We start from the raw sequence: 13391 nt of genomic DNA, 5'->3' as shown, positions 1-13391 counted from the left end.
CGCGTGACCGATCACGCACCCGCAGCGGTGGCCCCCGTCCTCGGACGGACGGGCCGCCGCTGCGCCGTTGCCAGCCTCTTCGTGGCCGCCGCCCTGCTCGCCGCAGACCAGCTCGTCAAGCTCTGGGTGGTCCACCACCTGGCCGTCGGGGAGCAGCACCCGGTGGTGCCCGGCCTGCTGTGGTGGGAGCACATCCGCAACAGCGGAGGCGCATTCTCGCTGGGCTCCGGGTCCACGTGGTTCTTCACCCTGGTGATGGCGGTGGTGGCGGTGCTGATCCTGTGGACGCTGCGCCGGGTGCGCGATCCCTGGTGGGCCGTGGCCCTGGGGCTCGTGCTCGGCGGCACGCTGGGCAACCTCGCGGACCGGCTGTTCCGGGATCCCGGCTTCGGTGTGGGCCACGTGGTGGACTTCATCGCCGTGCCGCACTTCGCGATCTTCAACGTCGCTGACTGCGGGGTGGTCACGGGCATCGCCCTGGTGCTCGTGCTGATCGCGACCGACCGTGACCTGGAGGCGTCCCGTGACCGCTGAGCGCACGCGCCCCACAGGTTCCGAGCCGCAGTTCGACACCACCCGCTTCACGGTCCCCCCGGAGCAGGACGGACTGCGGCTCGACGCCGCCGTGGCCGCCTGGACGGGGCTCTCCCGCTCGGCGGCCGCGCAGCTGTGCGCCGAGCAGCGCGTGAGCCACCGGGGCAGCCCCGTGGCCAAGTCCCACCGCGTGGCGGTGTCCGAGACGTACACCGTGGAGGTTCCCGTCCCGGAGGACCCGCACCGGATCGCGCCGCAGCACGTGCCGGACCTGCGGCTCGTGCACGTGGAGCCCTCCTACGTGGTGGTCGACAAGCCCGCCGGTGTCGCGGCGCACCCCTCACCGGGGTGGAAGGGGCCCACGGTGGTCGGTGCCCTGGCCGGGGCGGGGATCTCCGTGGCCACCTCGGGCGCTCCCGAGCGGCAGGGGATCGTGCACCGTCTGGACGTGGGCACCTCCGGGCTCATGGTGGTGGCCCGGGAGGAGGGCGCCTACTCCCAGCTCAAGCGGGCGTTCAAGGAGCGCACGGTCACCAAGGTCTACCACGCGGTGGTCCAGGGCATCCCGGACCCCCTGAAGGGGACCATCGACGCCCCCATCGGACGCCACCCGGGCCACGAGTGGCGCTTCGCGGTCATGGAGGACGGGCGGAACTCGGTGACCCACTACGAGGTGCTCGAGGCCTTCGGGCGTGCCTCCCTGGTGGAGGTGCACCTGGAGACCGGGCGCACCCACCAGATCCGCGTGCACTTCAGTGCCCTGCAGCACCCGTGCTGCGGGGACCTCACCTATGGCGCGGATCCGGCCCTCTCCGCCGGGCTGGGGCTGACCCGGCAGTGGCTGCACGCCAAGCGCCTGGGCTTCACGAGCCCCGCCACGGGCCAGCACGTGGAGTACGAGAGCCCGTACCCCACGGACCTCGCCTACGCCGTGGAGACGCTGCGCGAGGGCGGACCCCGGCTGTGACGGATCTCCGCCCGCCCGCGGGCGGGGACGTCGGAGCCGCGGCCTAGAATGGGCGGGTGACTTCGGCGACCGGCAAAAAAGGCTTCACCCATCTCCACGTGCACACCGAGTACTCCATGCTGGACGGTGCCGCGCGCCTGAACGACCTCTTCGAGGAGTGCCACCGGCTGGGCATGGACTCCCTGGCCACCACGGACCACGGGTTCGTGTTCGGGGCTTTCGACTTCTGGAACAAGGCCCGCGCGGCCGGGATCAAACCGATCATCGGCGTGGAGGCCTATCTCACGCCGGGCACGGCTCGCCAGGACCGCACGCGCGTGAAGTTCGCGGACGGCGGGCGGGACGACGTCTCCGGTGCCGGCGCCTACACCCACATGACCCTGCTCGCGCAGTCCAGCGAGGGCATGCAGAACCTCTTCCGTGCCTCCACCAAGGCGTCCCTGGAGGGTCAGCTGTACAAGCCCCGCATGGACCGGGAGCTGCTGAACCAGTACGGCAAGGGGCTCATCGCCACCACGGGCTGCCCGTCCGGGGAGGTGCAGACCCGGCTACGGCTGGGCCAGTACGACGAGGCCGTGAAGGCCGCGGCGGAGTTCCGCGACATCTTCGGCGCGGAGAACTTCTACTGCGAGCTCATGGACCACGGGCTGGGCATCGAGAAGCGCGTGACCCAGGACCTGCTGCGCCTGGCCAAGGAGCTCAACCTGCCCCTGGTGGCCACCAACGACCTGCACTACACCCACGCGGAGGACGCCAAGTCCCACGCGGCGCTGCTGTGCGTGCAGTCCGGCTCCACCCTGCAGGACCCCAAGCGCTTCAAGTTCGACGCGGACGAGTTCTACCTCAAATCCCCCGAGCAGATGCGCGAGCTGTTCCGGGACTTCCCGGACGCGTGCGACAACACCCTGGAGATCGCCGAGCGCTGCGAGGTGGAGTTCGACACCTCCGCCAACTACATGCCGCGCTTCCCCACGCCCGAGGGGGAGGACGAGACCTCGTGGTTCATCAAGGAGGTGGAGAAGGGGCTGCACTACCGCTTCCCGGAGGGGATCCCGGACGACGTCCGCGAGCAGGCGGAGTACGAGAAGAAGATCATCATCCAGATGGGCTTCCCCGGCTACTTCCTGGTGGTCGCCGACTTCATCAACTGGTCCAAGGACAACGGCATCCGCGTGGGCCCGGGCCGTGGTTCCGGTGCCGGTTCCATGGTGGCGTACGCCATGCGCATCACGGAGCTGAACCCCCTGGCGCACGGGCTGATCTTCGAGCGCTTCCTCAACCCGGACCGCGTGTCCATGCCCGACTTCGACGTGGACTTCGACGACCGCCGCCGCTCCGAGGTGATCCACTACGTCACGGAGAAGTACGGCGACGAGCGCGTGGCCATGATCGTCACGTACGGCACCATCAAGGCCAAGCAGGCGCTGAAGGACTCCTCGCGCGTGCTGGGCTACCCGTTCTCCATGGGGGAGCGGCTCACCAAGGCCATGCCGCCGGACGTCATGGGCAAGGGCATCTCCCTGCAGGACGTCTACGACAAGGACGCCAAGCGCTACGACGAGGCCGGCGAGCTGCGCGAGGTCCTCGAGGACGACCCCGAGTCCATGAAGGTCTTCGAGACGGCGCAGGGCCTGGAGGGGCTCAAGCGCCAATGGGGTGTCCACGCCGCGGGCGTGATCATGTCCTCGGACCCGCTGATCGACATCATCCCGCTCATGCGCCGCGAGCAGGACGGGCAGGTGATCACCCAGTTCGACTACCCCACGTGCGAGGGCCTGGGGCTGATCAAGATGGACTTCCTGGGGCTGCGCAACCTCACGATCATCTCCGACGCCCTGGAGAACATTGCCCTCAACCGGGACGGCTTCGTGCTGGACCTGGAGCACCTGCCCATCGACGACCCCGGCTCCTACGAGCTGCTGGCCCGCGGGGACACCCTGGGCGTGTTCCAGCTGGACGGCGGGCCCATGCGCCAGCTGCTCAAGCTCATGCGCCCCGACAACTTCGAGGACATCTCCGCGACCATCGCCCTGTACCGGCCGGGGCCCATGGGTGCGAACTCCCACACCAACTACGCGCTGCGCAAGAACCGTGCGCAGGAGATCACCCCCATCCACCCCGAGCTGGCCGAGCCGCTCGAGGACATCCTGGGCACCACGTACGGGCTGATCGTGTACCAGGAGCAGGTGATGGCGATCGCCCAGAAGGTCGCGGGCTACTCGCTGGGCCAGGCGGACATCCTGCGCCGCGCCATGGGCAAGAAGAAGAAGGCCGAGCTGGACAAGCAGTACCAGGGCTTCCACCAGGGCATGGTGGACCGTGGCTACTCGGAGGCCGCGATCAAGGCCCTGTGGGACATCCTGCTGCCGTTCTCGGACTACGCGTTCAACAAGGCGCACTCCGCCGCGTACGGTCTGGTCTCCTACTGGACCGCGTACCTCAAAGCGCACTACCCGGCCGAGTACATGGCGGCGCTGCTCACCTCGGTGGGCGACGACAAGGACAAGCTGGCCATGTACCTCACCGAGTGCCGCCACATGGGCATCACGGTGCTGCCGCCGGACGTCAACGAGTCGGAGCTGAACTTCACCCCTGTGGGCACGGACATCCGCTTCGGCATGGGAGCGGTGCGCAACGTGGGCGCCAACGTGGTCCAGGCCATGGTGGACGCCCGCAACGAGCAGGGGAAGTTCACGTCCTTCAACGACTTCCTGGCCAAGGTCCCGGCGGTGGTCTGCAACAAGCGCACCATCGAGTCCATGATCAAGGCCGGCGCGTTCGACCAGCTCGGGCACACGCGCCGCAGCCTGGTGATGTGCCACGAGCAGGCCGTCGAGGACGTCGTGGCGCAGAAGAAGAAGGAGGACAACGGCGAGTTCACGTTCGACATCTTCTCGATGGGCGGTTCCGAGGACGAGGAGCAGGAGACGTTCTCCGTGGAGGTCCCGGACGTCCCCGAGTGGGAGCGCAAGGACCTGCTCGCCTTCGAGCGCGAGATGCTGGGCCTCTACGTCTCGGACCACCCGCTGCGCGGTCTCGATGACGCCCTGGGCCAGTACACGGACACGGCCATCGCGCCGCTGCTCACCGAGGAGAACACGCGGCCCGACGGCGCCGTGGTCACCATCGGCGGCATGATCACCTCCCTGTCCCGCAGGATCGCGAAGTCCTCCGGCAACGCCTACGCCCGGGTGGAGCTCGAGGACCGCTCGGGCTCGATCGAGGTGATGTTCTTCGGCAAGGCGTACGCGCCGATCGCGGGGGTGCTCGCGGAGGACCTGATCTGCGTGATCAAGGGACGCATGCAGCGCCGCGACGACGGCTCGATCACCATCTCTGCGCAGGAGCTCACGGTGCCCGAGCTGAGCGTGGACGGCTCGTCGGGGCCGGTGTGCGTGGCCCTGCCCGAGCACCGCGCCACGGAGGCCACCATCCGTCAGATCGGGGAGGTGCTGCGCAACCACAGGGGCGATTCCGAGGTGCGGATCCACCTGGACACCCGGCGCAGCATCCAGGTGATGCGGCTGGGCCCGGAGTACCGGGTGAACCCGTCACCCGCGCTGTTCGGAGACCTCAAGGTGCTGCTGGGCCCCGCCTGCCTGGAGGCCTGAACAGCCTCGAGGCTGGAGCGCGCCATGTTCCAGGCGCCACGAACGGGGCCCGGCCCCGCGCTGCAGGACCCGTCTCGCACCGGGGTCACGTGCACCGTGTCCGCCCGCCCGCTCACCGATCCGCCGACACCCAGGTGGGCATCGAGAGCGGGCGTGGACGGCGGTGGCCGGAGCCCGCGATCCGGACCGACCACGCGTCTGCCACGGCCGGGCCGTGCGCGGGCGTCCCGGGCTGTTTTGACGCGCGATTGTAGACTGGCACGGTGAACGTGCAACCCCAGAGCTCCCCGTCCTCCGGCCCCGACCGCGCCCACCTGCGGGTCATCGACCTGCGCGGGCAGCACCTGGGCTGGGACGAGCTGCGGGGCGTGGTGCCGCGCCAGGCGGCGTCGTCGGTCTCCGCGGCCGAGGACACCGTCCGGGGGATCATCGAGGACGTCCGCGCGCGCGGGGCGGACGCGCTGCGCGAGCTGGCCCACCGGTTCGACGGTGTGGAGCAGCAGCGCCTGCGCGTGGGCCCCGAGCAGATCGAGCGGGCCGTTGCGGAGCTGGCCCCGGAGGTCCGGCGCGCCCTGGAGACCGCCATCGCCCGCACCCGGGCGTTCGCCGAGGCCCAGCGCCCGCGGGACGTCGAGGTGGAGGTGGCACCCGGGGCGGTGCTGCGCCACCGCTGGACCGCGGTGCGCCGCGCGGGCCTCTACATTCCCGGGGGACTGGCCGTGTACCCGTCCTCCGTGGTGATGAACGTGGTGCCGGCCCAGGCCGCGGGCGTGGAGTCTGTGGTGCTGTGCTCGCCCCCGCAGAAGGAGTTCGGCGGTCTGCCGCACCCCGTGATCCTGGGGGCGGCCGGGCTGCTCGGCGTGGACGAGGTGTGGGCCGTGGGCGGTGCCCAGTCCCTCGCGGCCATGGCCCTGGGTGTGACGGACGGCCAGGACGTCCTCGAGCCCGTGAACACCCTCACCGGCCCCGGCAACATCTTCGTGGCCACGGCCAAGCGCCAGCTGCGCTCCCTCGTGGGGGTGGACGCCGAGGCGGGGACCACCGAGATCGCCGTCCTCGCGGACGACTCCGCGGACCCGCGCTACGTGGCCGCGGACCTGATCTCCCAGGCGGAGCACGACCCCGCGGCGGGCTCGGTGCTCATCACCGACTCGCCCGGGCTGGCCCGAGCCGTGGAGCGCGAGCTCGACCGGCAGGTTCCCGCGGCACGGCACCGTGAGCGGATCGCCACGGCCCTGGGCGGTCCGCAGTCCGGGGTGGTGCTCACGGACGGGCTGGAGCAGTCGATCGCGGTTGCGGACGCGTACGCCGCGGAGCACCTGGAGATCCACACACGCGACGCCCGCGCGGTGGCCGCACGGGTCCGCAACGCCGGGGCCATCTTCGTGGGCCCGTACAGTCCCGTGCCGCTGGGGGACTACGCCGCCGGCTCCAACCACGTGCTGCCCACGGGCGGCACCGCGGTGTTCGCGTCCGGGCTGCAGGCCGCATCCTTCATGAAGGCCGTGCAGGTGGTCGAGTACACCCGCGAGGCGCTCGCCGAGCTGGAGGGGGACATCGTGGCCCTGTCCGGCAGCGAGGACCTGCCCGCGCACGGGCGCGCCGTGACCATCCGCTCGGAGGACCATGACGGCGGGGACGCCCGCGGCGCGGAGGGGTCCGTGCGCGCCACCGCCCCGGGCCCCACGTCCGGGGCGGACGACGACGCCGCGTCCCGCGCGGGTGACGCCGGCCGCCTCTCGGGGGCGCCCGGCACCGGATCCTCCGACACCCATGGGAAGGGCTGAGCCGTGCACTGTCCGTTCTGCCGCCACAACGACTCCAAGGTGGTGGACTCCCGCACCTCGGACGACGGCACGTCCATCCGTCGCCGCCGCCGCTGCACCGAGTGCGGCCGACGCTTCTCCACGCTGGAGACCACGTCCATCTCCGTGATCAAGCGTTCCGGGGTCACCGAGCCGTTCGACCGGCAGAAGATCGTCAACGGCGTGCGCAAGGCTTGCCAGGGCCGGCCCGTGAGCGAGGACGACCTCGCGATGCTCGCGCAGGAGGTCGAGGAGTCCATCCGGGCGTCCGGCAGCGCCGAGGTGGAGGCGCACGACGTGGGCCTGGCCATCCTGCCGCCGCTGCGCCGCCTGGACGTCGTGGCGTACCTGCGCTTCGCGTCCGTGTACCAGGCCTTCGAGGACCTGGAGGACTTCGAGCGGGCCATCGACGTGCTGCGGGACCAGCAGGCCGAGCTGGCGGGCCAGCAGACGCTCGTTCCCCCCGCCGCACGCTCCGCCGCTCCGGCACGACGCCGCTCGGGCCGCAAGGACGCGCCCGCCACCCCCGCGGGACCGGCCGGCACGGCAGCGGCGGCGAACAGCACCGAGGAAGCACACGTCGGCGCCGGGGAGGCAGGAACCAGCGCCGCGGAGGCACAAGCCAGCGCCGCCGAGGCGTCAGCTGGTGCCGACAACGCGTCGGCTGGCTCTGGGGAGCCGTCGGCCGGAACCGCAGACACATCCCCCCGGGCTGCACCGGGGTCCAAGGGCACGTCCCGCAGGAAAACATCCGATCGGTCGGCGTCCGGCGCCGCGGAGGGTGATGACGCACCGGAGGGGGCGGGCGGCAGGTCCGCGGCCCCGCGGCGTCGTCGTACGAGGAAGCCGGCCGAGACCGTCACCCAGCCGCGGCTGCTCTGAGGCCCGTGGGGCGGCGTCGTCGCAGGTTAGCGTGGAGGACGGCGACCCGTCGCGGGGTGTGCACTGCTACTGTCGGGTCGTGGTGACGAAGCAGATGACCCCCGCCCCCGGGACGCAGCCGGTCGAGATCGTGCCGGCGTCCCCCTCCGACGCCGCGGGTGCCGCGGCCACGCTGGCCGAGGCGTTCGCCGGTGACGCCCACGTGCTGGGCCTGCTGCCGCGCGGCGAGGTGACCGGCTCGCTCACGCGGCTGTGGCGCCGGATCGTGCACGAGACGTTCGAGGCCGGCGGGCACGTGTACCTGGCGGTGGGGGAGGACCGCTCCCGGCCCGAGGGCGTGGCCCTGTGGGAGGCGCCCGAGAGCAAGGTGCACCTGTCCCAGATGCTGCCGGGGCTGCTGTCCTACGCGCGCGTGTTCCGCGGCCGCATTGCCGATGCGTTCATCACCGAGTTCCTCACCCAGCGCGCCCACCCGCGCGATCCGCACTGGTACCTTAAGGCGCTGGGGACGCTGCCCCGGGCGCAGGGAACGGGGATCGGCACGCGGCTGCTCGAGGACCGCCTCGTGGCGATCGACCGGGAGCACGCGGGGACGTACCTCGAGGCCTCCACCGAGCGGCTGGTGCCCTACTACGAGCGTTTCGGATTCGCCTCCCGCGGTCCTGTCCCGTGCCGGGGCACCGTTCCCGCGGTGGGCATGTGGCGCCCTCCCGCCGTCTGACGAGGTGCGCGGCGGCACTGGTTCGGCCGGGACACCGCGCCGTGGTGCCGCGACGGCACGGGTGCCGGAGTCAGGCCGTGGGCGGCGCGGGAGGCACCCGGGGCGGCGTGCGGCGAGCCGTGCCCAGTTCGACCGCCGCCGCAACGAAGGCCGCCAGCGCGGACGCGCACGCGCCCAGGACGGCGAACTCTCCGACCTCCCCGGTCCTCTGCTCGGAGAGCCCCCACCACTGCAGGGCGCTGGGGGTCGTGGTTTCGCGGGTGTCCTCGACCTCGCCCACCGTCAGTGCCAGGACCACCAGCAGCAGCCAGTGGACCGGCAGGAAGACCGTGGTCCACACCCCCGCGGCGCAGGGCCGCACCAGGCAGGCCCGTGCCGTCACGAGAACCGCCAGCACCATGCCCACGAGCCACATCACGGGCACGCCGACGAGGAGGTGGACGAGCGTGAGGAGCCCGTGGAGTCCGAAGGCCGGCCTCAGGACGAGGACCAGTGGCGGGAGCCCCAGGACCACGGGCCACACGAGCCAGGCCACGAGCCGCTGCAGGACGGATGCCGGGCGGGCACGTCTCCTCGACGAACGGCCCGGCCGCCAGGGAGCCACCGGGGCGGGCGCGGGGCTGGTCACGAGACCGGTCCTGCGCAGGCCGGAGGGATGACGCCGCCCGCGTGCGCCAACGCTGATCCGTCCGTCACGCGCGGGCTCGTGACGGCCCAGCGCGTGGCTGCCCTGCTCCGCGGTGACCGACCGAGGCGCTCACCCGTGCAGTGCGGGGCGGGCCCGAGCCGGGGCGCCCGGTCGTGATTGTCTCCCATCCGTCCACGGGCTCAAGCTAGCCAGGTTGGCAGGAGCGGCAACAGGGATCGCGCCCGGCTGTGGAGGACGCGGCTGGCGTCGGCGAAGCCCGCCGCGGACAGATGCATCGAGGATGCAGCACGCCCCGCTCGTCCGAGGACGGGCGGGGCGTGCACCGGTGGGCCCTGCCGGGATCGAACCGACGACATCTACGGTGTAAACGTAGCGCTCTACCAGCTGAGCTAAAGGCCCGGGGATCGGGTGGGCACGACTGGAGCAGCTGCCAGCACCCGATTGGGAGTCAGCCTACCGTTCGGTCGGGTTCTCGCGCAGGGGCGGCGCGGTGAGCTTGCACACGTGGCGCTCACCCGGGGCTCCGCGGTTTGACACCGCAGCGTCACCGGGGGTTAAAATGACGGTGCAGCACGCGGGAGACCGCAGTGTTCACCAGGGGACGCTGGTGCGCTTGATCGCTTTCGAGCGTGACAGATACGGCGGTTCGATTCCGTCGGTCTCCACGACACGGACAGCCCCGGAACCACCAGGTTCCGGGGTTTTCTCGTGCCCGCGGCCGCCCGGTGTCCGGGACGGCTGCACCGTGTCCCCGCGGGTGCGTAGGCTGGGGACATGGCTGCAGAAAACAAAGCTGATATCGGTGTCACCGGCCTTGCCGTGATGGGCGCCAACCTTGCCCGCAACTTCGCGCACCACGGCTACACCGTGGCCCTGCACAACCGTTCCGTGGCGAAGACGGACGCCCTGATCGAGGAGCACGGCTCCGAGGGCGAGTTCATCCGCACGGAGACCATGCAGGAACTCGTGGACTCTCTGGAGCGCCCACGCCGCGTGCTGATCATGGTCAAGGCCGGCGCACCCGTGGACTCGGTCATTGAGCAGCTCACGCCGCTGCTGGACGAGGGCGACATCATCATCGACGGCGGCAACTCGTACTTCCAGGACACCCGGCGCCGTGAGCGCGAGTGCGCGGAGAACGGGCTGCACTTCGTCGGCGTGGGCGTCTCCGGCGGTGAGGAGGGCGCGCTCAACGGCCCGTCCATCATGCCGGGCGGCTCGGAGGAGTCCTACAGGACCCTGGGCCCCATGCTCGAGGACATCTCCGCCAAGGCGGACGACGGCGCTCCGTGCTGCGCGTGGATCGGCACGGACGGCGCGGGGCACTTCGTGAAGATGGTGCACAACGGCATCGAGTACGCGGACATGCAGGTGATCGGCGAGGCCCACGAGCTGCTGCGCTCCGTGGCCGGGCTCGAGCCGGCCGAGCAGGCGGACGTGTTCGACCGGTGGAACACCACCGAGCTGTCCTCCTACCTCATCGAGATCACCGCCCAGGTGCTGCGCCAGGTGGACCCGAAGACCGGCAAACCGTTCATCGACATCGTCGCGGACGCCGCGGGCCAGAAGGGCACCGGGCGCTGGACCGTGCAGGAGGCCCTGGAGCTCGGTTCCCCGGTCACCGCGATCGCCGAGTCCGTGTTCGCGCGCGCGCTGTCCTCCTCGGAGCCCGCGATGCGCAAGGAGGCCCAGGAGGTGCTGCCCGCGGGCATCGGGGACACCACGGAGGACGTCGTGAAGGACCCCGGGTTCGTGGAGGACGTCCGCAAGGCGCTCTACGCCTCCAAGCTCGTGGCCTACGCCCAGGGCCTGGACATGCTCACCATGGCTGGACGCGAGTACGGCTGGACCCTGGACCTCGCCACGATCGCGAGCCTGTGGCGCAACGGCTGCATCATCCGTGCCGATCTGCTCAACGTGATCATGAAGGCCTACGAGGGTGACAAGGCCCCGCTGAACCTGCTCTTCGCGCCCGAGTTCGTGAATTCCATTGAGGACGCCCTGCCGGCGTGGCGTCGCGTGGTCGCCCGCGCGGTGGAACGCGGCATCCCCGCCCCGGTGTTCTCCTCGGCGCTCGCATACTACGACGGCCTGCGTCGCCCGCGTCTGAACGCCGCGCTGACCCAGGGTCTGCGCGACTACTTCGGCGCGCACACCTACAAGCGCATCGACGATCCCGAGTCCAGCTTCCACGTGCTGTGGAGCGGGGACCGTTCCGAGGTCGTCTCCTGATTGTGCAGCTCAGAGACCAGAGCTCGGCGCCCTGACGCACTGACAGCGGGCCGGTTCCTCCGACGAGGAACCGGCCCGTTCTCGTCGTGGGTACACGGCCCCGGGTAACGGCGTCGCGGGGTCTCGTCCCGGCGCCAGGCTCCCATGGGGTCCGTGCAGCGAAAAGACGCCCGTTCCCCGACAGGGGGAGCGGGCGCCGTCGTGGTGGCGGGAGGGGAGCTCTCAGATCCACATGGCGGGGTCGATGTAGGTGGCCGGGTCCACGAGCGGCTCCTGCTTCTCCGGTGTCCTGCGGCGGACCTTGCCGGGGATGCCCGTGACGATGGAGTCCTCGGGGACGTGCTTGACCACCACGGCGTTGGCGCCCACCGAGGAGTCGTGGCCCACGGTGAGCGGGCCGAGGATCTTGGCCCCCGCGCCGATGGTGACCCGGTCCCCGATGGTGGGGTGGCGCTTGACTGGCTCCAGCGAGCGGCCGCCCAGCGTGACACCGTGGTAGATCATGACGTCCTCGCCGATCTCTGCCGTCTCCCCGATCACGACCCCCATGCCATGGTCGATGAAGAAGCGGCGGCCGATCGTGGCCCCCGGGTGGATTTCCACTCCAGTGGCGAAACGCGCGACCTGGGACACGGTGCGGGCCAGCAGCCGCCGCTCGGGCTTCTGCCACAGCCGGTGGGAGAGCCGGTGCGCCCAGATGGCGTGCAGCCCGGAGTAGTTCAGCACGATCTCCACGGCGGAGCGCGCCGCGGGGTCGTGGGTGCGGGCCGTGTCGATGTCCTCGCGGAGTCGGCGCCAGAAGCTCACGTGAAATTCCCCTTCGGTGGTGGACCGGCAGACCGGTCCATTGTCCCAGGTCGGCGGGCCGTGCACGCCGCGCCCGAGTGCCGGGCGCGGGGCCGGGAGGCGGTGAAAGTGACGAACGGGTGCCCGGGGCGCGCCGGTGAGGGTGCAGGCCCCGGGCACCCGCAATGCCCGTTGGTGGGTGCGATCAGCCCCGGATGTCCTCGTAGAGGATGGTGGAGATGTAGCGCTCGCCGAAGTCGCAGACCACGGCCACGATCAGCTTGTCGCGGTTCTCGTCCTTCGCAGCCTCCTGCAGGGCGGCCCACACGATGGCGCCGGAAGAGATGCCTCCGAGAATGCCCTCCTTGGTGCCGAGGTCGCGTGCGACCCTCACGGAGTCCTCCACGGTGACGTCGTAGACGTCGTCGTAGACCTCGCGGTCCAGGACGTCCGGCACGAAGTTGGCGCCGAGGCCCTGGATCTTGTGGGGCCCGGCCTTGCCCTCGGTGAGCAGCGGGGAGTCGGAGGGCTCCACGGCGATGAGGCGCACGTCCGACTTCTGCTCGCGCAGGTACTTCCCGACGCCGGAGATGGTGCCACCGGTGCCGACGCCCGCCACAAAGACGTCCACCTGCCCGTTCGTGTCCTCCCAGACCTCCGGACCCGTGGTCTCGTAGTGCACCTGGGGGTTCGCGGGGTTGGCGAACTGGCTCGCGAGCACCGCGTTCTCGGTGGTGTCCACGATCTCCTGGGCCTTGTCCACCGCGCCGCGCATGCCGTCCGCGCCGGGGGTCAGCACGATCTCCGCGCCGTAGGCGCGCAGCATGACGCGACGCTCGGTGGACATGGTCTCCGGCATGGTCAGGATGACCTTGTAGCCGCGGGCCGCACCCACCATGGCGAGCGCGATGCCGGTGTTGCCGGAGGTGCCCTCCACGATCGTGCCGCCGGGCTTGAGCTGGCCGGAGGCCTCGGCCGCGTCCACGATGGCCTTGCCGATGCGGTCCTTCACGGAGTTGGCGGGGTTGTAGAACTCGAGCTTGACGGCCACGTTGCCGGGGAGGTCCTTGTCGAGCCGGTTCAGCCGGACCAGGGGGGTGCCCCCCACGATCTCCGTGACGTCGTTGTAGATGGTGCCCATGGCGTGTCTCCTGTTCGGTGGTATCGCGTTCGCGGCATGCGGGTGCCGCGGACCGTACGGGGA

The 13391-nt window shown here is 70.9% G+C and carries 9 protein-coding genes, 1 tRNA gene and 1 pseudogene; 7 read left to right on the top strand and 4 right to left on the bottom strand.

From position 1 onward, the window contains the following. Positions 1-3: 3 nt before the first annotated feature. From lspA to DNL27_RS07925, 6 genes and pseudogenes are all read left to right on the top strand, one after another. Positions 4-534, top strand: a complete 531-nt coding sequence (lspA, locus tag DNL27_RS07950; RefSeq protein WP_112235212.1) for a signal peptidase II — start codon at positions 4-6, stop codon at positions 532-534. Next, complete coding sequence (locus DNL27_RS07945) at positions 524-1501, top strand: RluA family pseudouridine synthase (RefSeq protein ID WP_112235211.1); 978 nt, start codon at positions 524-526, stop codon at positions 1499-1501. The genes lspA and DNL27_RS07945 overlap by 11 nt, the downstream gene beginning before the upstream one ends. A gap of 116 nt (positions 1502-1617) precedes the next feature. Then, positions 1618-5112: a DNA polymerase III subunit alpha gene (gene dnaE, locus DNL27_RS07940; protein ID WP_239494485.1), complete on the top strand. Its 3495-nt coding sequence runs from the start codon at positions 1618-1620 to the stop codon at positions 5110-5112. Positions 5113-5375: 263 nt separating this feature from the next. Beyond that, positions 5376-6899 (top strand): histidinol dehydrogenase, encoded by a 1524-nt coding sequence (hisD, locus tag DNL27_RS07935; RefSeq protein WP_012398538.1) that lies wholly within the window; start codon positions 5376-5378, stop codon positions 6897-6899. A gap of 3 nt (positions 6900-6902) precedes the next feature. Beyond that, positions 6903-7361 (top strand): annotated as a pseudogene (nrdR, locus tag DNL27_RS07930) (transcriptional regulator NrdR); the annotation flags it as partial. Positions 7362-7878: 517 nt separating this feature from the next. Then, positions 7879-8520 carry an N-acetyltransferase gene (locus DNL27_RS07925; protein ID WP_239494293.1) on the top strand — a complete coding sequence of 214 codons (642 nt, stop codon included), beginning with the start codon at positions 7879-7881 and terminating at the stop codon, positions 8518-8520. Positions 8521-8590: 70 nt separating this feature from the next. Here the strand turns inward: DNL27_RS07925 and DNL27_RS07920 are convergent, their stop codons facing one another. Both DNL27_RS07920 and DNL27_RS07915 read right to left on the bottom strand, forming a co-directional pair. Continuing rightward, a complete protein-coding gene (locus DNL27_RS07920; protein ID WP_112235208.1) occupies positions 8591-9148 on the bottom strand; it encodes a hypothetical protein in 558 nt (185 codons plus the stop codon). A gap of 347 nt (positions 9149-9495) precedes the next feature. Then, positions 9496-9568 (bottom strand) — tRNA-Val (locus tag DNL27_RS07915). Between the two features lie 375 nt (positions 9569-9943). On the opposite strand from DNL27_RS07915, the gene gndA reads away from it, so the two are divergent. Further along, positions 9944-11401 (top strand): NADP-dependent phosphogluconate dehydrogenase, encoded by a 1458-nt coding sequence (gene gndA / locus DNL27_RS07910; RefSeq protein WP_012398534.1) that lies wholly within the window; start codon positions 9944-9946, stop codon positions 11399-11401. Positions 11402-11623: 222 nt separating this feature from the next. Here gndA and epsC read toward each other — a convergent pair whose 3' ends face one another. Together epsC and cysK are read right to left on the bottom strand one after the other, a co-directional pair. Next, a complete protein-coding gene (gene epsC / locus DNL27_RS07905; RefSeq protein WP_012398533.1) occupies positions 11624-12208 on the bottom strand; it encodes a serine O-acetyltransferase EpsC in 585 nt (194 codons plus the stop codon). 184 nt (positions 12209-12392) lie between these two features. After that, positions 12393-13328, bottom strand: a complete 936-nt coding sequence (gene cysK, locus DNL27_RS07900; RefSeq protein ID WP_112235207.1) for a cysteine synthase A — start codon at positions 13326-13328, stop codon at positions 12393-12395. Between the last annotated feature and the right edge of the window lie 63 nt (positions 13329-13391).

Origin of the sequence: Kocuria sp. BT304 (assembly GCF_003290245.1) — a bacterium.
GTDB classification, from domain to species: domain Bacteria; phylum Actinomycetota; class Actinomycetes; order Actinomycetales; family Micrococcaceae; genus Kocuria; species Kocuria rhizophila_A.
This window is presented reverse-complemented; position numbering and strand designations above follow the sequence as displayed.

Coding starts and splice junctions, on each gene's coding strand:
- dnaE (WP_239494485.1), top strand. CDS start 1,618: ATGCTGGACGGTGCCGCGCGCCTGAACGACCTCTTCGAGGAGTGCCAC.
- cysK (WP_112235207.1), bottom strand. CDS start 13,328: ATGGGCACCATCTACAACGACGTCACGGAGATCGTGGGGGGCACCCCC.
- gndA (WP_012398534.1), top strand. CDS start 9,944: ATGGCTGCAGAAAACAAAGCTGATATCGGTGTCACCGGCCTTGCCGTG.